This window comes from Pseudomonas sp. GV071, from assembly GCF_003050835.1.
Classification (GTDB): domain Bacteria; phylum Pseudomonadota; class Gammaproteobacteria; order Pseudomonadales; family Pseudomonadaceae; genus Aquipseudomonas.
The window spans coordinates 219,677-244,288 of the sequence record NZ_QAOJ01000004.1; the positions used below are offsets into that span (position 1 = coordinate 219,677).

General features: G+C 61.6%; 22 protein-coding genes. 9 read left to right on the forward strand and 13 right to left on the reverse strand.

From position 1 onward, the window contains the following. Positions 1–284: 284 nt before the first annotated feature. From C8K61_RS26970 to C8K61_RS09825, 11 genes are all read right to left on the reverse strand, one after another. Positions 285–1,877, reverse strand: coding sequence for a CHASE domain-containing protein (locus C8K61_RS26970; RefSeq protein WP_256589398.1), 1,593 nt, complete (start codon positions 1,875–1,877; stop codon positions 285–287). A 2-nt stretch (positions 1,878–1,879) separates the two neighbouring features. Beyond that, entirely contained in the window at positions 1,880–2,575 is a 696-nt protein-coding gene (locus tag C8K61_RS09780) for an ABC transporter substrate-binding protein (RefSeq protein WP_218277808.1), read from the reverse strand. Between the two features lie 279 nt (positions 2,576–2,854). After that, positions 2,855–4,588 carry a phosphoethanolamine transferase CptA gene (cptA, locus tag C8K61_RS09785; RefSeq protein ID WP_108096056.1) on the reverse strand — a complete coding sequence of 578 codons (1,734 nt, stop codon included), beginning with the start codon at positions 4,586–4,588 and terminating at the stop codon, positions 2,855–2,857. Positions 4,589–4,746: 158 nt separating this feature from the next. After that, complete coding sequence (locus C8K61_RS09790; RefSeq protein WP_108096057.1) at positions 4,747–7,350, reverse strand: LuxR C-terminal-related transcriptional regulator; 2,604 nt, start codon at positions 7,348–7,350, stop codon at positions 4,747–4,749. A gap of 189 nt (positions 7,351–7,539) precedes the next feature. Continuing rightward, entirely contained in the window at positions 7,540–8,907 is a 1,368-nt protein-coding gene (locus C8K61_RS09795; RefSeq protein WP_108096058.1) for a DUF1329 domain-containing protein, read from the reverse strand. Positions 8,908–8,944: 37 nt separating this feature from the next. Next, positions 8,945–10,741 carry a DUF1302 domain-containing protein gene (locus C8K61_RS09800; RefSeq protein ID WP_108096059.1) on the reverse strand — a complete coding sequence of 599 codons (1,797 nt, stop codon included), beginning with the start codon at positions 10,739–10,741 and terminating at the stop codon, positions 8,945–8,947. Positions 10,742–11,079: 338 nt separating this feature from the next. Beyond that, complete coding sequence (locus C8K61_RS09805; protein ID WP_108096060.1) at positions 11,080–11,994, reverse strand: SDR family oxidoreductase; 915 nt, start codon at positions 11,992–11,994, stop codon at positions 11,080–11,082. Between the two features lie 133 nt (positions 11,995–12,127). Then, complete coding sequence (locus tag C8K61_RS09810; RefSeq protein WP_108096061.1) at positions 12,128–12,676, reverse strand: hypothetical protein; 549 nt, start codon at positions 12,674–12,676, stop codon at positions 12,128–12,130. 27 nt (positions 12,677–12,703) lie between these two features. Next, positions 12,704–13,600, reverse strand: a complete 897-nt coding sequence (locus tag C8K61_RS09815; RefSeq protein ID WP_108096062.1) for an alpha/beta fold hydrolase — start codon at positions 13,598–13,600, stop codon at positions 12,704–12,706. Further along, positions 13,600–14,367 (reverse strand): class II aldolase/adducin family protein, encoded by a 768-nt coding sequence (locus C8K61_RS09820; RefSeq protein ID WP_371919984.1) that lies wholly within the window; start codon positions 14,365–14,367, stop codon positions 13,600–13,602. Before C8K61_RS09820 ends, C8K61_RS09815 begins: the two co-directional genes overlap by 1 nt. A gap of 268 nt (positions 14,368–14,635) precedes the next feature. Further along, the gene (locus C8K61_RS09825) at positions 14,636–15,091 is read right to left on the reverse strand and encodes a flavodoxin (RefSeq protein WP_108096063.1); all 456 of its coding nucleotides are present in this window, start codon (positions 15,089–15,091) and stop codon (positions 14,636–14,638) included. Between the two features lie 213 nt (positions 15,092–15,304). Here C8K61_RS09825 and C8K61_RS09830 point away from each other — a divergent pair, with 213 nt between their 5' ends. From C8K61_RS09830 to C8K61_RS09860, 7 genes are all read left to right on the forward strand, one after another. Beyond that, positions 15,305–15,910, forward strand: coding sequence for a hypothetical protein (locus C8K61_RS09830; RefSeq protein ID WP_108096064.1), 606 nt, complete (start codon positions 15,305–15,307; stop codon positions 15,908–15,910). Between the two features lie 145 nt (positions 15,911–16,055). Next, complete coding sequence (locus C8K61_RS09835; RefSeq protein WP_108096065.1) at positions 16,056–16,631, forward strand: antibiotic biosynthesis monooxygenase; 576 nt, start codon at positions 16,056–16,058, stop codon at positions 16,629–16,631. A gap of 69 nt (positions 16,632–16,700) precedes the next feature. Next, the gene (gene folM / locus C8K61_RS09840) at positions 16,701–17,408 is read left to right on the forward strand and encodes a dihydromonapterin reductase (protein WP_108096066.1); all 708 of its coding nucleotides are present in this window, start codon (positions 16,701–16,703) and stop codon (positions 17,406–17,408) included. Between the two features lie 20 nt (positions 17,409–17,428). After that, the gene (gene folX, locus C8K61_RS09845) at positions 17,429–17,800 is read left to right on the forward strand and encodes a dihydroneopterin triphosphate 2'-epimerase (protein WP_108096067.1); all 372 of its coding nucleotides are present in this window, start codon (positions 17,429–17,431) and stop codon (positions 17,798–17,800) included. Between the two features lie 108 nt (positions 17,801–17,908). Then, positions 17,909–18,199 carry a DUF1244 domain-containing protein gene (locus C8K61_RS09850; protein ID WP_108096068.1) on the forward strand — a complete coding sequence of 97 codons (291 nt, stop codon included), beginning with the start codon at positions 17,909–17,911 and terminating at the stop codon, positions 18,197–18,199. Continuing rightward, positions 18,199–18,540 carry a HopJ type III effector protein gene (locus C8K61_RS09855; protein WP_108096069.1) on the forward strand — a complete coding sequence of 114 codons (342 nt, stop codon included), beginning with the start codon at positions 18,199–18,201 and terminating at the stop codon, positions 18,538–18,540. Before C8K61_RS09850 ends, C8K61_RS09855 begins: the two co-directional genes overlap by 1 nt. Before the next feature lie 146 nt (positions 18,541–18,686). Beyond that, positions 18,687–19,295, forward strand: coding sequence for a putative glycolipid-binding domain-containing protein (locus C8K61_RS09860; protein WP_256589399.1), 609 nt, complete (start codon positions 18,687–18,689; stop codon positions 19,293–19,295). Positions 19,296–19,475: 180 nt separating this feature from the next. On the opposite strand, the gene C8K61_RS09865 is transcribed toward C8K61_RS09860, so the two are convergent. Both C8K61_RS09865 and hemH read right to left on the reverse strand, forming a co-directional pair. After that, positions 19,476–20,840 (reverse strand): MFS transporter, encoded by a 1,365-nt coding sequence (locus C8K61_RS09865; protein WP_108096207.1) that lies wholly within the window; start codon positions 20,838–20,840, stop codon positions 19,476–19,478. A 333-nt stretch (positions 20,841–21,173) separates the two neighbouring features. Beyond that, entirely contained in the window at positions 21,174–22,214 is a 1,041-nt protein-coding gene (gene hemH / locus C8K61_RS09870; RefSeq protein ID WP_108096070.1) for a ferrochelatase, read from the reverse strand. Between the two features lie 338 nt (positions 22,215–22,552). Here hemH and C8K61_RS09875 point away from each other — a divergent pair, with 338 nt between their 5' ends. Both C8K61_RS09875 and C8K61_RS09880 read left to right on the forward strand, forming a co-directional pair. Continuing rightward, entirely contained in the window at positions 22,553–23,539 is a 987-nt protein-coding gene (locus tag C8K61_RS09875) for an NAD(P)/FAD-dependent oxidoreductase (protein WP_108096071.1), read from the forward strand. Between the two features lie 121 nt (positions 23,540–23,660). Further along, positions 23,661–24,608 carry a sensor domain-containing diguanylate cyclase gene (locus tag C8K61_RS09880; RefSeq protein WP_108096072.1) on the forward strand — a complete coding sequence of 316 codons (948 nt, stop codon included), beginning with the start codon at positions 23,661–23,663 and terminating at the stop codon, positions 24,606–24,608. Positions 24,609–24,612: the final 4 nt, after the last annotated feature.

A 24,612-nucleotide genomic window follows, 5' to 3' on the forward strand; every position in this document is an offset into this window, starting at 1 on the left:
CGCGGCTGACCGGAGCGCCAGACCGGCCGCTCCTACAGGGGAAACGCCGATAGGTTTGTGATCTTGATCTGGCTGCTGATCTTGATCCACCCGCCCCGTTAGCGAAGGGAGTCGCAGCGCAGCGGAGACCCGAGGTTAGGGCAAGCGTTTTTTGCTTACTTTTTGCCTGGTCCGGCACACCGGCGACTGGCAAAAAGTGAGGCGCGCGTAAGGCGCGAAACAAAACGCCCAGCCCACGCGAATATAGAAGAACACCGAAGCAAAGCCGGTGCGCCTAGCCCTCCCTAGGTAACCCCCACCCCCACCCGATACAGCTGCACCTGATTGCGCCCATTGTCCTTGGCCAGATACATCGCCGCATCCGCATTCTTGGTGAGCTGCACCTCATCCACACCGTGCTCCGGAAAAATCGCAATCCCGGTACTCGACGACAACCGCAACGGCTGCCCACAGCCCAACTCAAACGGCAGATTCAGCGCCTCCCGAATCTTCTCCGCCACCAGCAACGCATCCTCTTCCGTCTCGATCACCGGCAACAACACCACAAACTCATCCCCGCCCATGCGCCCAACAATGTCCGATTCACGCACACAGTGCTGCAAACGCTCCGCCACCACCTGCAACAGGGCATCGCCGACATGATGACCCAGGGTGTCGTTGATCGGCTTGAAACGGTCGAGGTCGATAAACATCAACGCCAGCCGCGCCCGGTTGCGCCGTGCCTGGGCCAGGGCATGGCTCAGGTGATCACTGAACAGCGCACGGTTGGGCAGCCCGGTCAGGGCATCGTGCTCAGCCTGATGGCGCAGGCGCGTTTCGCTGTCGCGCAGCTCGCGGGTCATTTCCCGCGCCAGGGTATGCGCGCGGGAATGGCCGGTGGCCAGCACCCAGGTCAGCACCGTCAGCAGCAGGCTCAAGGCGATGCCGGCACCGGCGATCATTCCCGAGTTGTCTTTGCTGATGGGCCGTTCGCGCTGTTGTTCGCCGAGCATTTCCAAGGTCCAGGTACGCCCGGCCACTTCCAGGTATTCCACCGCGTCGCTGCGCAGGCTGTAAGGGCGGCTGCCGCTCTGGCTGGAGTCGTAGAGCAGCGACTGCTTGGCCATCTTCACCCCTTCGTAGATGCGGATCGACGCCGACGCGGTGCGACCGCCATAGAGGCTGGCCATCAGCTTGTTGATGCGCAGCGGCGCCACCACCCAGCCGATCAGCGCCACGCGGCGTTCGGCCTGGGTGGAGTGGGCGTGGCCTTTGGCGTACACCGGCAAGAACATCAGAAAGCCGGCTTTGGTCTGGGCATCGGTTTCACCGGGGATCACCAGGTCCACCTTGCCGGTGATCTTCGCATCGCCCGAATCCCGTGCGCGCTCCATGGCCAACCGCCGCTCGGCGTTGGCGTAGGGGTCGATGCCCAGCACCAGGTGGCTATTACCTGACAGCAGCTCCATTTGCACCACCGGCGCATAAAACTCGCGCTGTCCTTCCGGGCGTATCTGGTAGTCGCTGATGCCGGTTTTTTTCTGCTCGGCAATCAGCGCTGGCAGATCAGCCTGAGCGGTCCACTGCACGTAGCCGATGCCCTCCAGACCGGCAAAATCAGCGCCCAGTTGCAGTGAGTCGAGGTAGGTTTTGAATTCCTCGCGGCGAACCACATCGGAGGCCGCAAACAGCCCCTGCACACCGCGCAACACCTGCTCGTAGGCGGCAATGCGCTGGTCGATGCTGCTGGTCGCTTCGCGCAGGTTGTAGTCGGCGGTTTCCAGGCGGTCGATGAGCGCGTTGCGTTGCTCGTGCTGCCATAGCCAATAGGTGATGCCCAGCGACACCAACAGAATCAGCGGCGCGAGCAGCTTGTAGCGCAAGCCCAGTCTGGACATGATCAGAAATTAACCAAGGTATGCGCCAGATCCGCTGGCAGATACTTGGCGAAAATCCGTTCCACGGTGCCGTCGGCACGCATTCCATCGACCACGGCCCGCCACTGCGCCTGTTCCTCGATCGTCAGGGACTTTCTCGACATGATCAGCCCATGGGGCGTGGGCGCGTCGCCGGTTTCCACCACCCGCGTGTGTTGGCGCAGCTCGTCGCTCTGCACCTGGGGATAGTCGAACGGTTCAATGATCATGCCCTGGATCTGGTTGGCCATCAGCACGTCATACAGCGGCTCCAGGCGGCTGGCATTGCGCACCCGACGCTGCGTGGTCAGCTCGTCGACCAACTGGTTGGCCCGCGGGCTGTAGCGAAAACTGCGAATCACGCCCAACTGCAACGCCGGGTTGGCGGCGAAGTCGGCCAGGCTTTGCACCTGGGCATCCTGGCGCACCAGCAGGTAGAACTGATCGGAGAAATACCAGGCGAAGCTGGCGTAACGGTTGCGCGCTTCATCGGCAATGCCGGACAGGCTGAAGTCCAGCGCGCCCTGCTCAATCAACTGCCAGATCCGCGCGCGCGGCAGCAGGGTCACAGTGACTTTGCAGCCACTGCGTTTGATCAGCTCTTCGGCGAAATCTTTGTCGATACCTGCATCGGTGTCGGCGGAATAAAGCAGACCGTGGTCATGCAAGGCCAAGGTCATGGTGCGGGTGCACGCTATCCCTGGCGCCGCCTGCGCCAGTGTCGAGCCCGCCCACAGGAGTGCCCCCAGCAAAATAGAAAGAAACGGCCGCATAACACCCACTACCCCGGAAACGGACGACACCATGCGCAAGAGATTTCCTACTTATACGCCTGCCCAAGCAAAAGAGTAGGTCAGCAACGGTAACTTGCATGGCTTCTAGCCACTACCTTGGGCCCGGTAGTCGTTTTCAGACATGAAAACGCCCCTGAACGGGGCGTTGTAGAGGCCTGACCGGGCTTATTTCTGTGCAGTTTCCAGGTCACTGGTCGGTGCTTTGGGCTTGATCAGGCTGAAGTCGATCAGCGATTTCTTCGCTCCATAGGGGTCACCAATCATCCGCGGGCGCTCCTTGAACTCGGCGCTGACGATGCTTTTGCTCGCGTCGTATTCATCGAAGCTGAGCCCGGCGAGATCGGCCCAGGTGTAGATCAACTGCGAGCTGCTGTAAGGCCGTTTGGTATCGGCAATAAAGCTCCACTCATGGCCTTGGCGCCATTTCGGCGAGGCCCAGACCATAAACGGAATGGTGTACATCGGCGCCGTAGGCTTGGCCTCGTTACGGCCGAGGACGTTGCCGGAGGCCGAGTCGAACACATCTTCGCCGTGGTCGGAGAGGTACAGCAGGAAGCCGTTGTCGTCCTTCTTGGCGTACTCGTTGATCAGGCTGGACACCACGAAGTCGTTGTACAGCACGGCATTGTCGTAGCTGTTGTAAGTCGGCAGTTGGTCATCACGCAGGCTGGCAGGCGCACCACTGCGGTCGGTGAACTTGTCGAACTCGGGCGGATAGCGGTACTGGTAGCTCATGTGCGTACCGAGCAGATGCACGACGATGAATTTCTTCGGCGCGTCTTCCTGCAGCACTTTGGCGAACGGCGCCAGCACATCGCCGTCGTACTGACGGGCGTTCTGGTTGCGGTTGTTGTTCAGGTACACCTGCTCATCGGCCTGCTCGGAGAAGGTGGTGAGCATGGTGTTGCGCTTGGTCATGGTCTGCTGGTTGGTGATCCAGTAGGTCTTGAACCCGGCTTGTTTCATCACGCTGACAATCGACGGCGTCTTCAGGTACAGGTCGGGGTTTTCTTCGTCGGCGAAGGTCAGCACCTGCTGCAGGGCTTCGATGGTGTAAGGGCGCGGGGTAACCACGTCGTCGAACACCAGCATGTCCTGGCGCAGCTTGTCGAGATTGGGCGTGGTGTTGCGCGGGTAACCGTACAGGCTCATGCGCTGACGGTTGGTCGACTCGCCGATCACCAGCACCAGGGTGGCCGGTTGATCACCGAGGCTGCTCTTGAGGTTTTTCAACGGCGGAATTTTCGCCGCGTCGGTAAGCATGCCCTGCATGTTGTCGAGCTGCTCGCGGTACTGGCGATAGCCCAATACCAACTGCCATGGCACGGCCGGTTCCAGGCGTGCCTCTACCTTCAACAGGGCATCGCCCATGGTTTTTTCACGCAGGCCCTGGCTGATCAGCGGGTAGCCCAGTGAACACATGAGCATCAGCGCGGCGGCGGCGAAGGCTGGCTGACGGTTCATCTGCAACGGCCGCACGCGGCGCCACAACAGGTAGGCCACCACGCTATGCAGGGCGAAGGCCGGCAACATCCACCAGGCGAAGTATTGGGTCAGGTACTCGCTGCTTTCAGCCATGTTCGATTCGAACATGATGAAAATCACGCTCTGCGAGAACTCTTGGCCGTAAATAAAGAAGTAACCCAGGCTGACCAGCGAGGCCGCCCACAGCAGCACGCCGATGCTGCCGGCGATGGCGCGGGTTTTAGCCGGGAACATCAACACCGGCACCAACCACAGCGCGCTCATCAGAAAGGCTTGGCGAAAACCGGTGAAGCCGGAGGTACCGGTGATTTGAATGAGTAATTGCGGAACGCAGGAGAAAAACCAAAAGAACAGAAACAACCAGCCGATGCCAGCCCAGTCGACTCCCCACCCCTTCTCACTTCGTACTTGCATACCGCATTGCTCCGCCAATGAACGGGTTTCCGGAGGCGCGGCAATCGATAAACAACCCCGCGCCGGATCGTTAGGCCATGAACCCTACGGGGCGCGGTGTGAAAATTATGTCGGTTGAGGATGAAGCGCAGGGCGGCGAGCCGTTACGGACAGCCGCCCTACATCAGCCAGCCCAGGGATTTGGCACGTGCCACAGCCTGGGTGCGGCGCTCGACGCCAAGTTTGACGTTGATCCGCCGCGCGTGGGTTTTCACCGTGTGCAGGGAAATATGCAGCCGGTCGGCGATCTGCAAGTTGGAATAACCCTGGGCAATCTGCTCCAGCACCATCTTCTCCCGCGCGCTCAGCGGTGAGCTTTCCGGGCTGGGCTGAATACCGGCGCCGGCCTGGTTGAGCAACAGGCGCAGTTCCAGCGGCTCGGCCAGTTGCGGCAAGACCTGCTCCAGCCACGGGCCGAACTGTGCGTGCAGGGTTTGCAGTTCGGGGCTGACCCCTTGTTGCTGGGCAGTTTCCAGGGCCAGACGCAGCATCGCTTCGGCCGGTTTTTCCTGGCCGTTGGCCAACAGCGCCTGTACCAGACTGAAGCGGCAGCGATTGAGCAAGGCCAGGTAACCACTGCGTTCGCAGTATTCACTGAGTTGCTGCAAGGCTTCCAGCGCCGGCCCGGCATCACCCAGATGCAGATCAGCCAGCGCCACGTGGTAGCGCAAGCGCGGGAGCAGGTCGTAAAAGCCCGACGGCGCCAGCAGGTCGCGCTCGTGGTAGCTGTCCAGCGTGGTTTGCAGGATCACGCGCGCCCGCTGGGCTTCGCCTTGGCGTAACCACAACACCCCTTGGGCCAGTTGCAGTACACCGCGGTAACGCACTTCGGGCACGTGTTGCCACTGCATCAACCGTTCAGCTTTGCGCAGCAGTTGGAAGGCCAGGGTGAAGTCGTTGCTCTGCGCAGCCAGCTCGGCGAGCCCCTGATAACCAAAGATCACGTAGGCGTCCTCACAGGCCTCGGCGGCATGCAAGCCGGCGTTGAACGAGGCATGCGCCGCCTCGATCTGCCCCTGGCTGGCCAGCAGGCTGCCACGCAGCAGCAGCAAACGCCCCAGCACCGGACCTTGGCGCCCCGCCGCTTGCAGGTGCTGCAGGCACAGCTCGGCCAACTCCAGCGCGGCGCGGTTGTCTCCGAGGATGGTCAGTTGGTGCACCCGGTCGACGCTGAGCAAGGCCTCGAACAGCACGCTACCGTTCAGACGGGCCAGCTTCAGGCCTTCCTGAATATAGTCCTGGGCTTCCTCCAGCAGGCTCTCGGAGAACGCTTGCTGAGCCAGCGCCTGATAGCACAGCGCGCGCTGCGACCAGGCTTCGTCCGCCAACACCTCAAGGGCTTGCAGCGACTGCTCGCGGGCGCTGCGTTGGCCCCGTTGACGCTGCAACACGCCTTGAATCGCCTGGTAATGGGCGAGCAGTTGTTGCTGTTGGCGCAGCGACGGTTGCGGAAAAAACCGGCCGAGGTCTTTCAGACATTCATCGACTTCGTCCAGGCGCGCGCAGATCAGCAGCGCCCAGGCTTGCAAGGTGATCAGCCGCGGCGTGCTGGAATACAGGCTGGCCGGCAGCTCATGACGCCATTGCAGAAACTGCGCGACGCTCTGGCCCACCAGCAATTGCTCCTGACCAAACCGCTGCAGGTAGTTGGCCGCCACATCGGGCTGGTTGGCGAACAACGCGTGCTCCACCGCCGCGCGCACATCGCCATGGCTGGCAAACCATTGGCAGGCACGCACATGCGCCTGAGTCGGCGCCGGCACGCTGCAGTGACGTTTGAGCACCGCGGCCACCGGCCGTGACAGGCGGAACCACTCGCCGCAGCTGTCCATACCGAGGAAAAACATCTGCCGTGCCTGCAGCTCTTCGAACAGCGCAGCACCACCTTCATCCAGTACGTGCTCGCACAGCGCCGAGGAAAACTTCGGCATATGCGCCAGCAGCGACAGCGCCCGCAGCAAGGTCGGCGACAGGCCGCTGAGTACTTCGCGGGTTATGTATTCGTTGAGCAGCGGCGTGCCGGCGGCCAGGCGCTCGGCGAGGTTTTCTGCCGTGCCCTTGATCAGCAGCAGGCACACGCCCGCCACCCAGCCTTCGCTGGTGTGTAGCAACTGACCGCGCAACTCCGGCGGCAGGTCGAGGTGATGTTGCTGCAGCAGGCCATCGAGCTCGGGTTCGTCCAAGGCCAGGGCCGGTGCGTCGAGTTCCAGCAAGTCGCCCTGCAGCATCAGCCGGGGCAGGTTCCAGGCTGGACGCCGGCGGCCACCGATCCACCACCTCAGTGTGTGGGGCGCCTGCTCCAGCAGGCGGTCGAGGCAGTCGTCGAGTTCGGCGCAGGTTTCGCGCGGGTAGTCATCAAGGACGATCCACAACGGCGTTTCACTACGGCTGAGCAAGCTGCACAGTTCGTCATAGGTGTCGCCCTCTTCCACCGGGCGACCCAGGGCCTTGGCCAGGCGCTTGAGCAACTCCATCGGGGTCAGGGCGCGACCAAGCAGGTCCAGCCACACCACCTGGGTGCCGACCGGTGCCTGACGGGCACATTCGTTGAGCAATACGCTCTTGCCAAAGCCGGCTGGCGCGCAGATCAGCGCCAGGCGACTGTCGCCGGCGAGCAGCGCCTGAACCAGGCGTGGGCGGGGAAAATGGGCGGCCGGTAAACGCGGCAGCGGGCTGTCGGATAAACGCAGGGGACGCGGTCCAATCGGGTGGACGTTATGCATGGTCGATGCCTCTGCTTTTTTGTTTTTATGGGGTAATGCGCTGCGACCGATCTTACCCACGATCCGCTCTGAATAGGGCGTCGCAGACGAAAAAGGCGACCCGTGGGCCGCCTTATTCATACACCTTAGCGGTGATCATCAAGCTGTGTGATGGTGGAGCGTGCCAGACACGCCCCACCTCATCACGGTTTAACGAACGCCAGCGTTACGCAGAGCTGCCGGGGTGTAGTCGGTAGCCGAGGTTTTGATGCCGAACTCATACGACTTCTTCTCTTCGTTCATCATGCCGATGGCCAGGTAGCGGCCAGCGATGATGTCGTAGAGCGCTTCGAAGGCGTAGGCCGGAGCCTGAGCCACGTATTGCTGATAGAGCATGGCTTCACCCACGCGCCACAGCTGGCCACGGCCGTCATACATTTCCGAGGCCACGATGACCCAGGAGTCTTCGTCGACGTAGAACTTGCGCTTGGCGTAGATATTGCGCTCGCCAGACTTCAGCGTGGCTTCCACTTCCCAGACACGGTGCAGCTCGTAACGCGCCAGGTCCTGATTGGTGTGGCCAGTCTTGAGGATGTCGGAATACTTAACTTCCGGCGATTCCAGCTTGTAGTTGTTGTACGGGATGTACATTTCTTTCTTGCCGATCAACTTCCAGTCGTAACGGTCAGGCGCACCGTTGAACATGTCGAAGTTATCCGAGGTCCGCAGACCGTCCGAGGCAGTGCCCGGGCCATCGTAGGAAACCTGCGGAGCACGGCGCACACGGCGCTGACCGGCGTTGTAGATCCACGCCATACGTGGCTCTTTAACCTGGTCGAGCGACTCGTGTACCAGCAGTACGTTACCGGCCAGACGTGCAGGCGCAGTCACTTGCTGTTTGAAGAACAACAAGGCGTTGGCGGCCTTATCACTGTCCACACCCGACATGTGTTGCGGGAAGGACACCTCATCGGTGAAGTTCACCAGGGTGTAGCTACCGTTGGTTTGCGGCGTGGCCTGGGTATAGCTGCGGCGCAGGTTGCCACCGCGATAACGGGTGATGTGGTTCCAGATCACTTCCAGGCCGTTCTGCGGAATCGGGAACGCGTAGTAACGGCTGTCAGTGAAGTTCTGCAGGCCGTTGCCGCCTTCCACCGTGGTGGTTTTGGCTGCGCTGACTTTAGCTGCATCGTTCACTGCATCCGGTACCGACACCGTACGGTGGCTGGTGTACACCGGCAGCTTGTAGGTGTCGGGGTAACGCTTGAGCATTGCCAGTTGGCCAGCCGAGAGCTTGGCCTTGTATTGGTCGGCGTTGGCAGCGGTGATGGTGAACAGTGGTTTTTCGTTGGCAAACGGGTTGCCGAGGAAGCCGCCGTCGCTGACCGAGGCCGCGTTCTTCGGCAGACCACCGGTCCAGGCTGGAATGCTGCCATCGGCGTTGCCGGCTTTCTCACCGCCCAGCGGCGTCAGGGTAGTACCGAGCTTGGCCACTTCGGCAGCCGGTACGGCGGCCAACACGCTGCTGGCAAGCAGCGACAGAGCCAGGGCACCAAACAGATTTTTCGTTGTTTTCATTGTTCTTGTAGTCCTCTGTTATTTCCGCAAGCAGTTCTTAGAAGTTCACGCCAACGCTGAGGGCCAGGAAGTCACGGTCGGTGAGTACGTTGTAATCGCCGCCGAAGAAGTTGGTGTAAGACAGGCTCGCGGTGTAGGTGTTGCGGTACTCGGCATCCAGACCGATGCTCGCGGCCTTGGCGCCTTCGTTGAAGACCGGGCCATAACCATCGACATCGTGGGACCACGACAGGTTCGGTTTCAGGTTCACCCCGGCGAACGCATCGCTGTAGTCCCAGATGGCGCGGGCACGGTAGCCCCACGAAGTATTGGTGTAGTAACCGTGACGGCCGCCCTGGGCCATGTTGCCGAAGGTGGAATCGCGGCCATAACGCAGGTCGTCGATGTGTTCCAGGCCACCGATGGAGTTGGCACCTACCTCACCAACGATGGTTACCCGATCCGCGCCCATTACCTGGTCGAAGAAGTGGGTGAAGGTGGTTTGCACTTGGGTGACTTCTTTGCGGTTGTAGCCGCGGTGATCTTCCAAAGCCGTGCCACGAGCAGCCAGAACGCCCCCTAAACCGCCACCCGCAGCACCATAGGCACCAGCCGGGCTGGTAGCTGCCAACGGTGTCATATCGTTGGTGTTGATCTGCAGCGGCATGTTCGGCCGGTAGCTGATTTCACCCGACCAGGCGGTACCGGTAGGCAGCGTGGTGGAGAAGCTCAAACCGTACAGTTGAATGTCTTCCGGGTACTCGAAGTAGTACTTGCCGCGCCCTAGCAAAATCGGTTGTGCCAAGGCACCACCGGCGGTAGTGAATGCGCGCTGGATATCGTCGGCGCTGCCGTTCTGAATACCCAGGAACGGTGTACGCGAGTGGTAGTTCATGAAGTACGCACCGTACTCGGTCTCGTCACCTTGCCAACGCAGTGCCGTGCCCCATTGGCCGCCGTCGCGAGCATCACGATCACCGCCACGCGGTACCGCCAGGCCCTGGGAGTTGACGTCCACACCGATACTCGACAACAGCGCCTTGGTGCCTGGCGAGTTCAGGGTACGAACGGTTGCCGCATCGAGAATACGGTAGTTGGTATCGCAACCTTCCTGCAGCACGTCGGTGCTGGAGAAGAAGGTGCCGCAGTTATCCACAACCGTCTGGTCCCATTCCAGCTGGTAGAAGGCCTCGGCCGAGAGGTTCTCGGTAAAGCTCTGGGACAGGTAGAACATGTTGACCGGAATCAGACCTTCCTTGACCTCCGCGCCTGGACGGCGGAAGGCGGACACGTCGACCGGGTTGATCGAGTTGATGCCGTTCTGGATAAAGGTACTTTCACCCCAGCTCACTACCTGCTTACCCAGACGCACGCTGCCTGGCTGCTCGGCGATGGCGTAGTTGTGATAGGCGAAGGCATCGAGCAGTTGGTAGCCCGAAGACTTGGCGCCCATCTTGGCGTGGTCGTCGTCGATGTCGGCGTACTCGCGGCTTTCGTCTTTCAGCTCGAAGTCGTACCAGTACTTGCCGCGCAGGAAGATACCGGTGTCGCCGTATTTGAGCTCGAGGTCGTGAATGCCTTTGAAGATTTTCGAGAAGGTCTTGTCCCTTCTGAAATTCATCCGGCCGTCGTCGTTGGTCTGGGTGAAGGCGTTGCCGCCGTTGGCAACGCCGATGTAATCCTGGTCCGCCTTGGCGGTGGACCAACTGGCCCCCAGGGACAGCGAGGAGTCGAATTGCCCTTCGATCTCGCCGATGTTGAAACTTACCGCGTTGGCGTGGGTGCAGGTGCCCAGTGCGATCGCGATTGCCAGAGTCTTTGGCTGGAACAGTCCGGGCCTTTTTGTTGTTGTCATGCGGCTCTCCTAGTTGGTGAAACTGTGATGCACCGTACTCAGCGGATGACAGACGGAGTAGCGCACGAAGGATTGATTCTTCATGTCGCCCGAAAGGATGAATACCCGCACCATGCGGTCATCACAGGGCACCAACACTGGAGTGAATGGAGGCATATTCGGAAGTACGGGAACTTTTGGTTTTGTATTACAAAAGCTACAACGCTGAACGACCGTTCCTGAGTGACCGTCGAGTCACTGCAAACTGCCAGACCTATCTGCCACCTGACTTCCAGAAACCGCCCAATAAAAAAGGCCGACCCCTTTTCGGGATCGACCTTTTGGCCTTGCTGGCGGAATTACTTGCCGGCGTATTTCTGCAGGTTGGCCATCATCGCTTGCAGGGCTTGCAGGCTGTCTTCGGGATGGCTGGCGCCTTCGAAGTCGCCGATCTCTTTCCAGTGCGCGGCCACGTCATCGGCGTTGAAGCCGACTTTCGGGTCGAAGCCGGCGCCATTGCTGCGTTCCCAACGGACCTTGCCGATCCAGCCGCCGCCCACTTCGTAGAGGCCTGCGGTGTCTTGGCAGTTTTCGCTGCCCAGGTACACCACCAACGGGCTGACCAGTTCAGGCTTCAGTTGCTCGAACACTTGTTGGGGAATCAGGCCTTCGGTCATGCGCGTGCCGCCAGTTGGGGCGATGGCGTTGACGAAGATGTTGTTCTTGCGGCCTTCGATGGCCAGGGTGCGGGTAAGACCGTACAGGCCGAGCTTGGCCATGCCGTAGTTGGACTGGCCGAAGTTGCCGTAGATGCCCGAGGTCGACGAGGTGAAGATCACTCGGCCGTAATTCTGCTCACGCATGTGCGGCCAGGCGGCACGGGTCACCTTGTAGGCGCCGGCGACGTGCACTTGGTAAACCAGGTCCCAGTCGGCGTCTTCCATTTTGTGGAAGGTTTTGTCACGCAGGATACCGGCGTTGTTGACCACCACATCGATACGGCCAAAGGCGTCGAGGGCGTTCTGCACGATCTTTTCGCCGTCGGTGACCGAGTCGTGGTTGGCCACGGCGGTGCCGCCGGCTTCACGAATTTCGGCTACCACGCGGTCTGCCGCCGAAGCGTTGGCGCCTTCACCGTGGGTGCTGCCGCCGAGGTCGTTGACCACCACCTTGGCGCCGGCTTTGGCGAATGCCAGGGCGTGGGCGCGGCCGATACCACCGCCGGCGCCGGTGACGATTACAACCTTGTCTTCAAAACGAACGGACTCGCTCATAACAAACTCCTGTGGCAGATAGCAGAACATGCGATGGCGCCGAGTTTCCGGGAGCCGGGCGGTAGTCACAATAAAGACAGCCGAGGCTGAATGGCGCGCAATAAGGTTAGGGCATGATTCGCCAGTGCACCGATTAGCGCCCAGGCGTTGGCGCTGGGCAGCGCGGCGCGGGGTGCGCGGGTGCCGGAACGGTGTTGTAGCGATAGGTGACATCGCGGTCCGGCGCGCCGCCGGCGATGATCAGGAACATGCCAAAACTGCTGGTGTGCACGGTGGCGGCCAGTGCCTGCGGTTGGCTAAGGTCGAGGCTGACTTCACGGTTGTTATGGCCCCAGGCGATCACCGGAATGCCGTTGAAATCGCTGTCGGCGAATTGATAGCGCTGACCGTCCAACGTGCCGGCGATGCTCAGTTGGCCAACACAGCGACCGTCACGCTGCAGTTGCACCGTAAGTTGCTGGTCCGCCTCGATCTGCAGGTGCACCAGGCCGACGGTGTCCGGCGCATCCAGCACCGGGAAATTGGCGCGACTGGCCAGCAATGGCCACAAACCGGGCGCGTGATTGGCTTTGCCCACTGGCGTTTGTCCGTACCAGGCATCGAACACCGGCGAAGTACTGGGCGCGTCGCTGACGCAACCGCCCAGGGCCAGAACCGTGGATAGAACCGCTACCTTGCGCATGTTGCCACTCACCGAAAAAGTCAGCGGCTAGGCTACAGCAGCGCCCTGCAGGGCGGCACGAAAAGCCTGGTAATGCTGCAACACCTGGCACGGCGCTTCGGTTTGCGGGTAATGGCCGATGCCTTCCAGCAGCACCGTATCGGGCTGTGGAATCAGCTCGCGATAGCGCGCCACCATATGCGCCCCCGAGATCGGGTCGACCGCCCCGTCGATCACCCTCAGCGGCACACCCCCTTGCTGCATTGCCGTCACCCAGCGGTCACGCTGTTGCCGACGCTCAGGGATGTAATGAATCAGCCGGTGCATCACCGCCGGACCATGGTTGCGAGCGATCAGGCTCCAGAAGTCATCCAATTCCTGCTCACCCGGCCGGGTATGCGGGCCAAACACCTGGGCAAAACTGGCGGCCAGTTTTTTCCGGCTGAACAACCTGCCCACCAACGGCCCCAGCGGGCTGAGCAGGAGTTTTTGCACCAGCACCGGTCGGTGGGTTTCCGGGAACAGGCCACCGTTGAGGAACACGCAGGAGGCCAGACGGATACGCCCTTCGTGATGGCGGGCGAGCAGCTCCTGGGCGACGCTGTCGCCGTAGTCGTGGGCCAGCACATGCACCGGGGCGTCGATATCCAGATGGCGCAGCAGCGCCTGCTGGATATCGGCCTGTTCGAGCAAGCGGTAGTCGTGACCGCGAGGCTTGGCCGAATCGCCAAAACCGAGCATGTCGCAGGCAATCACCTGGTAGTGCTGGGCCAGGGCGTTCCACAGGTAATGCCAGTCCCAGCTGGCCGTGGGAAAGCCGTGAATCAGCAGCAGTGGCTCACCCTGGCCGGCCGTCCAGTAGGCAATTTCGTGGCCCTGATAACTCAGGCGCTTCCCCTGCCCGCGCCAGTCGCGCAGGGGAATGCCGGCGCTGGCCGGCGCCATCAAGCGTTGTAGCCAGGGTTCTGTTGATCGAGCTTGCGCAGCAGCGCTGGCCAGGCCAGGTTGCCACCCATGCCCTGGGCGGTTTTCATCACGCCCTGAACCATGGCTTTGGCGCCATCGAGGATCTGCTGCGGAATGTGGATCAGCTCGGCACCGCCACTCTGCGCCATCACCTGCACTTCGCAGGCGCGCTGCAGGGTGAACATCATCAGAAAGGCATCGGCGATGCTGGCCGAGCAGGTCATCAGGCCGTGGTTGGGCAGAATCATGAAATTGCTTTCGCCCAGGTCTGCCTGCAAACGAGCCTTCTCTTCATGGTTCAGCGCCACGCCTTCGTAGCCGTGGTAGGACAGGCTGGAAAGCACGAACAGCGATTGCTGCGACAGCGGCAGCAGGCCCTGCTTCTGCGCCGACACGGCAATGCCGGCCGCAGTGTGGGTGTGGATCACGCAACCAACATCGTGCCGCACTTCGTGCACGGCGCTGTGGATGGTGTAACCAGCCGGGTTGATTTCGTAGGGGCTGTCCATCTGCTTGACGCCGGTGAGGTCGACCTTCACCAGGCTGGAGGCAGTGATCTCATGGAACATCAGGCCAAACGGGTTGATCAGAAAGTCTTCGGTGCCCGGCACCTTGGCCGAGATGTGGGTGAAGATCAGGTCGTCCCAGCCATGCAGGGCAATCAACCGATAGCAGGCGGCGAGGTCGACACGGGCCTGCCATTCAGCAGCGGATACCTGATCTTTGACGTTCGGTACGGATTTGATTTGCGCAGCAGTCACGGCAATCACCTCGGTTTGTTTTTGTTTTTTAGTGCAGGTGAGTCTAGCGAGGGATGGCAGGGGTGGTAGTCGCTCTGGCGGCCAGCTTGGTGGCCTTGTGGGTCAGGAGTGGCGGCTAAAGCGCCCTCTCCCCCCGCCCCTCTCCCGCAGACGGGCGAGGGGAGCCCAACCGAGCATGGCGCCCAAACGCCGCTTAGCCCCCTCTGCCCGCTTGCGGGAGAGGGCTGGGGAGAGGGTTTTAAAACGCGCTGACTCAGCCTTTCAATGCAGCAGCAAACTCCGCCAACCACGGCTCGGCATCGGTCTCCGGGGTCACACTTTCGCTGGCGTCCAGACGCAGCATCGGCAGCACTTCACGCAGGCCCAGTTCGGCAAACAGCTCACGCAGTTGCTCGCCGCCGCCGCAGAAGGTGTCGCCATAGCTGGCATCACCCAGACCGATTACTGCGCCTGGCAGGCCGCGCCAGTCGCTGGGCAGCACGTCGCGAATGGCGTGGAACAGCGGCTGCAGGTTGTCGGGCAGTTCGCCCATGCCGGTGGTGGAAGTCACGGCAAGAAAGGCTTCAGGGCCGAAGGCTTTGAGTTCGTCGAGGCTCGCACGCGGGTTGTGCCAGGCTTCGAACCCGGCGGCCTTGAGCAGCTTCTCGGCGTGGCGCGCCACTTCTTCAGCGGTGCCGAACACCGAACCGGACAAAATCGCAACTTTCATCAAAACGCTCCGCTAGCTGGCTGAAAAAACGGCGGCCATTATGCCTGAGCTCTGCAGGTATCGGATTGGAACCTCTGGAAACTGGTCTAACGCGCGGCTTAGCGCCCCGTTTATCGGAAAGCCCCTAAAACCTTCTAATAAAGCCAGCGCAGCGCTGTCCCACAACCGTCACAGCCCTTAGTTGCCCGCCTGCAGTACTGGAGCATCTACACCATGCAAGACGCGCCCATTCTCACCAGCGAGGAACTGGACTTTATCCAGGACCTGCAAACGCCTGCGCCCCCGCCGGGGCCGGCGCAAACGCCGAGCTTGCGCGTGGATGGCGGCGCCCAGACCAAAGCACTTCTCACCCGCCTGGCGGCCAGTGATCAACTGACCATCGAAGCGCACTTCAACGGCGAGCGCGTGACCTTCCCGCTGCAATTGGTCGAAGACGAATTCCACAGCCTGAGCCTGGAAATCGGCCTGCCCCAAGTGGTCGAGCAAGGCCAATGCGAACGGCCGTGGCGGCAGCGCCTGGACCCTGCCATCGCCTTGGTGGACGAACAGGGCAAACCCAGCGGCGTATGGCTGCACAGCCTGTCGACCACCGGGATACTCGTAGAGGTCCGCCATCAATTGGTGCCCAACAACCTCACCCTGTGGCTACCGCAATCCGGTAGCGAGCCGATTCGGCTGCAAGGCATCCTCGCCCGCCGCACCGAGCAGCGGTTGGTCGCCTACCGCCTGAGTGGGCGCAAAACAGTGCACAGCGAGCGTCTGCGCCAGTACATCTATCAGCAGCACCGCCTGCTCAATCAGCTCGAGCCCGCGATCTGACTGCCCGTCGGGCCGTCTGGCGCGCCTTTTGCTGGCATTCAGGTGGGTAAAAGCACTACGCTTCGCCCCTTGATGCCCCACCACCCCGGGGCGCTCTTTTGCCAAGGCTCTACCCGAGCGGCGGCAAGGCTTCAGGAGATACACAATGTCTGCTTCCCCCGTCACCCTGATGGTGGCTCGCCGCGTGCCCCGCGAGCGTTACCAGGACTTCATGCTCTGGCTGCGCGAAGGCGAACAACTGGCCACCGACTTCCCCGGCTATCTCGGCTCCGGCGTACTCGCCCCTCCGGCCGATGATGACGAATTCCAGATCGTATTCCGCTTCGCCGACGCCGAGCTGCTCGCCAGTTGGGAACACTCCGCCTCGCGCCGCGCCTGGCTGCAACGTGGCCAAGGCCTGTTCGCCCAACCGCTGGAGCACCGCGTACAAGGCATCGACGCCTGGTTCGGCAGCGCCAGCCGCAACGTGCCACGGTGGAAACAGAGCGTGGCGATCTGGCTGGCGTTCTTCCCGGTGTCGCTGGCCTTCAACCTGATTTTCGGCGGACTGCTCGGCGAGCTGCCACTGGCCGTGCGCATTCTGCTCAGCACCCTGGCACTGACGCCATTGATGACCTACTGGTTTATCCCACTCTCCACCCGCTTGTTGGCGCCGTGGCTGCATAAGCGCAAGGCGCTGCAGGCGGTGCAAGGTTCGGCATTGGCCAGCGGCGCCAAGTAACGCGCCGCCTTTTGTGCCGGGAGGCAGACTGGGTTAACGTTGCCGGGCCTGTTAACCAGCGAGTCGCCCATGCCTGTTGCTGCCCCCATTCTGCTCACCGGTGCCGGCCAACGTGTCGGCCTGTTCTGCGCCGAGCGTTTGCTGGATGACGGTCATTCACTGATCGTCACCTACCGCCAGGAACGCGACAGCCTGCAGCGGCTGCGCGAGCGGGGGGCAATCACCCTGCAGGCGGATTTTTCCAGCGAAGCCAGCATTCTGGCCTTCGTCGCCGAGCTGAAAACCCATACGCAAAGCCTGCGTGCCATCGTGCATAACGCGTCGCAGTGGCTGGCGGAAACGCCGGGCGATGAAGGTGCGATCTTTCAGCAGATGTTCAGCGTGCACATGCTCGCGCCCTACCTGATCAACCTGCATTGCGCCGATTTGCTGCGCCAGTCGAGCCCGGCGGATATCGTCCACATCAGCGATGACGTGGTGCACAAGGGCAGCGCCAAGCACCTGGCGTATTGCGCCAGCAAGGCTGGCCTGGAAAACCTGACGCTGTCGTTCGCCGCCAAGTACGCACCGGCGATCAAGGTCAACGGCATCGCCCCGGCACTGATTCTGTTCAACGATGGCGATGATGCCGAGTACCGCACCAAGGCCCTGGCCAAGTCGGCGCTGGCTATCGAGCCCGGCGCTGCGGTGATCTACCAGAGCCTGCGTTACCTGCTCGACAACCCTTATGTCACCGGCACCACCTTGAGCGTCAACGGCGGCCGGCACTTGAAATAACTGGATTGGAGTACACCGCTATGCCCAGACTGGAGCCTGGAATGGCGCGCATTCGGGTCAAAGACCTGCGCCTGCGCACCTTCATCGGGATCAAGCAGGAAGAGATCGACAACAAGCAGGACGTGCTGATCAACCTGACCATCCTCTACCCCGCCGTGGACGCCGTGCAGGTCAATGACATTGAGCACGCACTGAACTACCGCACCATCACCAAGGCGATCATTGCCCACGTGGAGAACAACCGCTTCGCCCTGCTCGAGCGCCTGACTCAGGAATTGCTCGACCTGGTGATGGCCCACCCGGCGGTGCGTTATGCCGAGGTGGAAGTGGACAAGCTGCATGCCCTGCGCTTTGCCGAGTCGGTGTCGATCACCCTCGCCGGCCATCGCTGACCGCCGTTTTTGCCCGCGCGCCCGCATTGCCCTGCGGGCCCGGCGCTTCTATCATCGCGCCCATTCATTGCGCCATCCTTCCCCCGCACGTTCTCGGAGTACCTCGCCATGACCGAGCAAGAACAGATCGAACTCGAAGCCGCTGCCTTTCGCCAACTGGTCCAGCATTTGCGCGACCGCACCGACGTGCAGAACATCGAACTGATGAACCTCGCCGGTTTCTGCCGCAACTGCCTGTCCAAGTGGTACAAGGCCGCCGCCGATGATGTCGGCCTGCCGGTGACCATCGACCAGGCGCGCGAAGAGGTGTACGGCATGCCGTACAGCGAGTGGAAAAGCAAATACCAGAAAGAAGCCAGCAGCGATCAGCAGGCGGCGTTCAACAAGGGTCACAAGTAATGACTGCACTCACCGATTTCCGCGCTGCCTTGCGCAGCGACCAGCACCTGTTTGCCAGCACCCTGGCGTTCATTGCCGAGCACTACGACTACCAGCCCAGCGCCTTTGTGAATGGCAACCAGAACAACGCCAGCGGGCAGAATGAAGGCTCCTGCAAGACCCTTGGTCTGGCCTTGATTGAAGGCTTGAATCTGGAAGAAACACTGCGTGCTTTTGGCGAGCATTACCGCAGCGTGTTGGCCACTCCGACCGGCAGCGACCACGGCAATATTCGTGCGCTGATGGAAACCGGCTTGAGCGGGGTCAATTTCGAGCAGCAACCGCTCAAGCGCAAGGCTTAGCGCGTCGCAAATAAATAATATCTTGTAGCTTAAATCCTACATACATCACAGAAATCAACGCTTATTCTGCCCGCCGGAACACACCATGGACGGTGCCCTGCGGCTGCATGAATGCGCCCCACCGTCCGCTCCCTGGAGTTGCACGGATGCAGCCTACCTTGATGCAGCAACAAACCCTCGTGTGGAAACCCTGGCTCAACCCTGGCGTGGAAAACCTGCGCCTGCGCCAGGACGACAGCGGCATTCATGCCAGCAGCCATTTGATCCAGAGCGTGCGCGGCAACAGCATCGCCGCCACCTACGTGATCAACTGCGACCCACGCTGGCACTTTCGCCGCCTGTGGCTGAAGGTCGACAACCTCGGCCAACGCACCCTGACCCTGGAGCGCGACATCCGCGGCCATTGGTTCCTCAATGGCCAACCGCGCGACGACCTCAACGACTGCCAGCACGTGATGCTGTCGGCCACGCCCTTCACCCACACACCGATCCTGCAGCGCAGCGCGCTGGAAGTGGGGCAAAGCGAAGAGGTACAGGTGGCGTTCGTCGACATGCTCAGCTTCACCGTGCAGGCCCGCACGCAGCGTTACCTGTGCCTGCGCCAGCAGGGGGAGCACACCCTGTATCGCTTTGAGACGGCAGGTAAACAGAGCCGCGAACTGACCATGGACAGCCAGGCGTTTGTGACCAAAGCCAGCGAGCAGTACCTGCGGCTGACGTCCAAGCTGGCGCTGGAATTGAATACCTGGGTTTGACCGCTTAAAAGCATCGCGGCGTAGGTTGGGTTGAGCCAAAGGCGAAGCCCAACGATACCCATCCCTAAGCCCCGGCACCGCTGCCAAACAGAACGTTGGATAACTCGGGGGTGTCCTGTTTGGTAGCTGTGTTGGGGCGTACATCTTCGTATCGTTGGGCTTCGCTGCGCTCAGCCCAACCTACGCCTTGGCTGGAACCCCCATCGCCTCAACCGCAGGCTCCGCCGACCAGCCTTTCAACCGCTCAACACTCGCCCGATACGGCTTCAACCCCTTAGCCAGCAGCGCGATCGAGAACAGCACCGCCACCGTGGTGACGATCAGCAGCGAATACTGCAGCGCGTTGTCATCACCAAAACCGTAGTCGGTCACCATCGCCACCGCCGTCGGGCCAATGCCCAGGCCGATCAGCGTGATCACGAACAGGTAGATAGCCGAAGCCTGGCCGCGCATCGAGTTGGGCATGATGTCCTGAATCGCTGCCGGCGCCACGCCGAACGGCATGCTCAGGAAGAACACCGCCGGGCACATGAACACTGAAGCGATATTGCCCGAGCTGGCCAGTGGGAACGCCAGCACGCACGGCAAGGCGCCGATGGCGGCGATCAGGCCGACGCGCATGTTGCCGTCGGTACGCCCGCGCTTGTTCATCCAGTCGGCCAGACGACCACCGAAGACGATGCCCAGGCAACCAAACACGGCGACGATGCTGCCGTACACCACGCCGACGTGGCCGGCGTCCCAGCCATAGGTGCGGATGTAGAAGGTCGGAATCCACGCCGCACTGCCGTAGCCGGCAAAGGCCAAACCCGCGAAGCCGAAGTTGTGGCACAGCACCGTGCTGCGGTTGGCGCGAATGTAGCGCCCCACTTCGCTCAGCGGCACGGCAACCCCCGCACCGACACCACGACGCGCCGGTTCACGCACGGCCAGCATCAGCAGGGTGAACAACACGCCGGCCGCACCGAGCAGCAGGAAGATCAGTTGCCAGGGGCGCACTTCCCCCAGCACCGGCAACACCACATCGCCTTGCGCCGAGGCGAATTTGATTACCAGGCCGCCGAGCAGAAACGCCAGGCCCGAACCCAGGTAAACGCCCATGGAATAGACGCTGATGGCCGTGGCACGGCGATCACTGGGGAAGCTGTCGGCGATCAGCGAATAGGCCGCTGGCGACAAGGCCGCCTCACCGACACCCACGCCGATTCGGCACAGCAGAAATTGCCAGTAGAGACGGGCCATGCCGCAGGCAGCGGTCATCGCGCTCCAGAACAGCACGCCAATGGCGATCAGGCCGCGACGGCTTTTGGTGTCGGCCAGGCGCCCGAGTGGAATGCCACACACGGTGTAGAACAGCGCAAAAGACAAGCCCATCAGCAGGCTCATCTGCGTGTCGCTGATTTCCAGGTCGCGACGGATCGGGCCGACCAGCAGGTTGAGAATCTGCCGGTCAATGAACGACAAAACGTACGCCACCATCAAAATGGTGACAGTGCCCCAAGCGCGGAGGCTGGAGGGATAACCGGCATTATTGTTGTTATGCACCATGGTCTCCTTCGGCGCTGCCAGTGCAACGCGCGGCCGTTGAAAGTGCTCGCAGAGTAGCCCTATCCACCCTGCCATTTGGCGGTTATCAGCCAAGCGAATGCAGGGACGAGCCTTTGGCGAATGACTCGCTAGTCAGCACCCATTTTTTACTTCCTGGAATACCTCTTAGGGTTGATTGACGAGTGATTTTCAGGCCGCCAAATCGCGGCTGAAGCCGCTCCTACAGAGCAAACGAGGTGCTTTTGTAGGAGCGGCTTCAGCCGCGATGCTGTTAAAACGCATAAAAAAGCCCCGCCGAGGCGGGGCTTTTCAGCGCCAGGCAAAAACCTGTTACGAATTAAGAGGGTTACCCAGCCCTGCCGGCGCCTGTTCACAGAGCGTGGTCAGGGTTTGTACCCACTGCGGGTGGTCGTTCAGGCACGGCACCAGCACCAGTTCCTGGCCGCCGGCTTCGTGGAACTGCTCCTGCCCGCGGATGCCAATTTCCTCCAGGGTTTCGATGCAATCGGCAACGAACGCCGGGCACATCACCAGCAGCTTTTTCACCCCCTGCTTGCCCAACTCATCCAGGCGCGCTTCGGTGTAGGGCTCGATCCATTTGTTGCGGCCCAGACGCGATTGGAACGACACCGACCACTGCCCCGGCTTGAGCCCCAAACGCTCGGCAAATGCTTCGGCGCTGCGCTGGCACTGGCTGCGGTAACAGAAGGCCATGATCTCGTCGCTGACGCCTTTACTATCGGGCGCGCGCAGGTCGTGTTTGGGATCGCGCACCAGCTTGCGGATATGGCTTTCCGGCAGCCCGTGGAAACTCAGTAGCAGATGATCGAAACCTTGCTCCAGATACGGCTGGGCGCTGGCCACGAGGGCGTCGATATACGCCGGCTCGGCGAAGAACGGCCGCAGCGTGGCAAATTCCAGCGTCAGGTTCTGCTCGCGTACCACCCGCTTGGCTTCTTCGATCACCGTGGTCACGGTGCTGTCGGCAAACTGTGGATACAGCGGCGCCAGGGTGACCTTCTTCACGCCTTGCTTGGCCAGGCGGGTCAGCACGGTCTGCAATGAGGGCTCGCCGTAGCGCATCGCCAGTTCCACCGGACCGTGTTTCCAGGTGGCGCTCATGGCCGCCTGCAGGCGCTGGCTGAGCACGATCAGTGGTGAACCGCCCTCCCACCAGATCGAGCCATAGGCTTCGGCCGAGGCTTCCGGGCGTTTGATCAGAATCAGCGACACCAGCAATCGGCGGATCGGCCAAGGCAGGTCGATTACGTAGGGGTCCATCAGAAACTGATTGAGGTAGCTGCGTACGTCGGCCACTTGCGGCGAGGCCGGCGAACCGAGGTTGACCAGAAGCAGAGCGTGATCGGTCATGCAAACTCCAGAGCTAAGCAAAACGATGCTGAAAAAGACCGGCGAACTATACAAGCAGGTCTGCTAGCGCGGGCATTATAAGAATTAATGGGGCGTCGATGAGCAGAACAAACAAAGCAGGCATCTGCCGGTGAAGCGTTCTATACCTAACTACAGGCACACAGGCCGTCGAACCTGTGGCCAATCCGCGAATCAGAGCGAGGCAAGGTCCTCGCTGAAGCACACCCGGTAACCGCTGCGCTGCCCGTGCCCGGTCCCATTGCTTTCACGCCCCATGGCCAGAACCAGGAGACAGTCCCCAGCCTGCGAGATCAGGCTTGCAACATTAGAGGTCAGACATGAGTTTTCCCATCGCCATTATTGGCACCGGCATTGCCGGTCTTTCTGCCGCACAAACCCTGCACGATGCAGGTCTGTCCGTACAACTGTTCGATAAGAGCCGCGGCAGCGGCGGCCGCATGGCCAGTAAGCGCAGCGATGCCGGCGCGCTGGACATGGGCGCCCAGTACTTCACCGCCCGCGACCGCCGGTTTGTCGAAATCGTCCACCAGTGGCAGGCCCGCGGCTGGGTCGCCGAATGGTCACCGACCCTCTACACCTTCAGCAATGGCCTGCTCGGCGCCTCGCCCGACGAGCAGGTGCGCTGGGTCGGTACGCCGCGCATGAGCGCGATCACCCGCGCCATGCTCGGGGCGCTGCCGGTGAAGTTTTCCTGTCGCATCACCGAGGTGTTCCGTGGCCCCGAACACTGGAGCCTGCAAGATGCCGAAGGACAAACCCACGGCCCGTTCAGCCACGTGATCATCGCCACCCCCGCCTCCCAGGCCAGCGGGCTGTTGGCGGCGGCACCGAAATTGGCCGGGACTGCAGCCAGCGTCGCCATGGACCCCACCTGGGCGGTGGCCCTGGCCTTCGCCGAGCCCTTGAACACCCCAGTGGAAGGCTGCTTCGTGCGTGAAGGCCCGCTCGACTGGCTGGCCCGCAACCGCAGCAAGCCCGGCCGCGACTCGAGCATGGACACCTGGGTGCTACACGCCAGCAGTGCCTGGAGCCGTCAGCACCTGGACCTGAGCAAGGAAGCGGTGATCGAACTGTTGCACGGCGCCTTTGCCGAACTGATCGGCTGCGCCTTGCCGGCGCCGGTGTTCAGCCTGGCGCACCGTTGGCTGTATGCGCGGCCGGCGAGCAACCACGAATGGGGCTCCTTGCTGGATGCTGATCTGGGGCTGTATGCCTGCGGCGATTGGTGTTTGTCCGGGCGGGTCGAGGGTGCCTGGCTGAGTGGCCAGGAGGCGGCCAAGCGCTTGTTGGATCGGTTGCATTAAAAGCCCCTAACCCCAATCCTCTCCCGCAAACGGGAGAGGGGCCAGGGGTGAGGGCCAGCCGTTACGCGATCCATAGGCAAATGCTACCCTCGCTTTGCCCCTCCCCCAGCAGTCCTTGCCCATGACCGACCTCGCCAATCAGCTGGAAACCGACAGCTCCATCTACAAAACCCTGCTCGAGTCGACCAAAGCCATTCCCTGGCGCATCGACTGGAAGACCCTGCAGTTCACCTACATCGGCCCGCAGATTGAAGCGCTGCTAGGCTGGACGCCAGACAGCTGGAAAACCGTCGACGACTGGGCCACCCGCATGCACCCGGAAGACCGCGACTATGTGGTGAATTTCTGCGTGTCGCAGTCCCAGGCCGGCACCGACCACGAGGCCGACTACCGCGCCCTGACCAAAGACGGCGACTACGTGTGGATTCGCGATGTGGTGCACGTGGTACGCAAGGGCGAGGAAGTGGAAGCGTTGATCGGCTTCATGTTCGACATCAGCGAACGCAAGCAGACCGAAGAGAAGCTGCTGGCCCTACAGAAGGAGCTGGAAGAGCTGTCGTTCAAAGACGGCCTGACCGGGGTGGCCAACCGACGCATGTTCGACTCGATCATCGAAGTGGAATGGAGCAACGCCCAGCGCAACCACCAACCGCTGTCGGTGGTGCTGCTGGATATCGACTACTTCAAACAATACAACGACCACTACGGCCACTTGGGCGGCGACGACTGCCTCAAGCGCGTTGGCCAGGTACTGAGCCGCGCGGCTACCCGCTCGCGGGATTTCGTCGCGCGTTTTGGTGGCGAAGAGTTCGTCCTGGTCTTGCCGGAAACCGACCGTGCCGCCGCCATGACCGTGGCCGAACGCTGCCGGCAATTGCTGCTGGATGAGCACATCGAGCACCAGCAATCTCAGGTCGGCCCGCACCTGACCATCAGCCTCGGCGTCGGCACCTTGATTCCCACCGCCCACAGCCAACCCAGCGCCTTTATCGCCGAGGTCGACAAACTGCTATACAAGGCCAAACAGAAGGGCCGCAACCGCGTCGAACAGAACAAGGCAGAGGAGTAAGGCG

Coding starts and splice junctions, on each gene's coding strand:
- cptA (WP_108096056.1), bottom strand. CDS start 4,588: ATGCAAGTACGAAGTGAGAAGGGGTGGGGAGTCGACTGGGCTGGCATC.
- C8K61_RS09805 (WP_108096060.1), bottom strand. CDS start 11,994: ATGAGCGAGTCCGTTCGTTTTGAAGACAAGGTTGTAATCGTCACCGGC.
- C8K61_RS09830 (WP_108096064.1), top strand. CDS start 15,305: ATGCAAGACGCGCCCATTCTCACCAGCGAGGAACTGGACTTTATCCAG.
- C8K61_RS09850 (WP_108096068.1), top strand. CDS start 17,909: ATGACCGAGCAAGAACAGATCGAACTCGAAGCCGCTGCCTTTCGCCAA.
- C8K61_RS09835 (WP_108096065.1), top strand. CDS start 16,056: ATGTCTGCTTCCCCCGTCACCCTGATGGTGGCTCGCCGCGTGCCCCGC.
- C8K61_RS09800 (WP_108096059.1), bottom strand. CDS start 10,741: ATGACAACAACAAAAAGGCCCGGACTGTTCCAGCCAAAGACTCTGGCA.
- C8K61_RS09875 (WP_108096071.1), top strand. CDS start 22,553: ATGAGTTTTCCCATCGCCATTATTGGCACCGGCATTGCCGGTCTTTCT.
- folM (WP_108096066.1), top strand. CDS start 16,701: ATGCCTGTTGCTGCCCCCATTCTGCTCACCGGTGCCGGCCAACGTGTC.
- C8K61_RS09780 (WP_218277808.1), bottom strand. CDS start 2,575: ATGACCTTGGCCTTGCATGACCACGGTCTGCTTTATTCCGCCGACACC.
- C8K61_RS09790 (WP_108096057.1), bottom strand. CDS start 7,350: ATGCATAACGTCCACCCGATTGGACCGCGTCCCCTGCGTTTATCCGAC.
- folX (WP_108096067.1), top strand. CDS start 17,429: ATGCCCAGACTGGAGCCTGGAATGGCGCGCATTCGGGTCAAAGACCTG.
- C8K61_RS26970 (WP_256589398.1), bottom strand. CDS start 1,877: ATGTCCAGACTGGGCTTGCGCTACAAGCTGCTCGCGCCGCTGATTCTG.
- C8K61_RS09810 (WP_108096061.1), bottom strand. CDS start 12,676: ATGCGCAAGGTAGCGGTTCTATCCACGGTTCTGGCCCTGGGCGGTTGC.
- C8K61_RS09825 (WP_108096063.1), bottom strand. CDS start 15,091: ATGAAAGTTGCGATTTTGTCCGGTTCGGTGTTCGGCACCGCTGAAGAA.
- C8K61_RS09855 (WP_108096069.1), top strand. CDS start 18,199: ATGACTGCACTCACCGATTTCCGCGCTGCCTTGCGCAGCGACCAGCAC.
- C8K61_RS09860 (WP_256589399.1), top strand. CDS start 18,687: ATGCAGCCTACCTTGATGCAGCAACAAACCCTCGTGTGGAAACCCTGG.
- hemH (WP_108096070.1), bottom strand. CDS start 22,214: ATGACCGATCACGCTCTGCTTCTGGTCAACCTCGGTTCGCCGGCCTCG.
- C8K61_RS09880 (WP_108096072.1), top strand. CDS start 23,661: ATGACCGACCTCGCCAATCAGCTGGAAACCGACAGCTCCATCTACAAA.
- C8K61_RS09815 (WP_108096062.1), bottom strand. CDS start 13,600: ATGGCGCCGGCCAGCGCCGGCATTCCCCTGCGCGACTGGCGCGGGCAG.
- C8K61_RS09795 (WP_108096058.1), bottom strand. CDS start 8,907: ATGAAAACAACGAAAAATCTGTTTGGTGCCCTGGCTCTGTCGCTGCTT.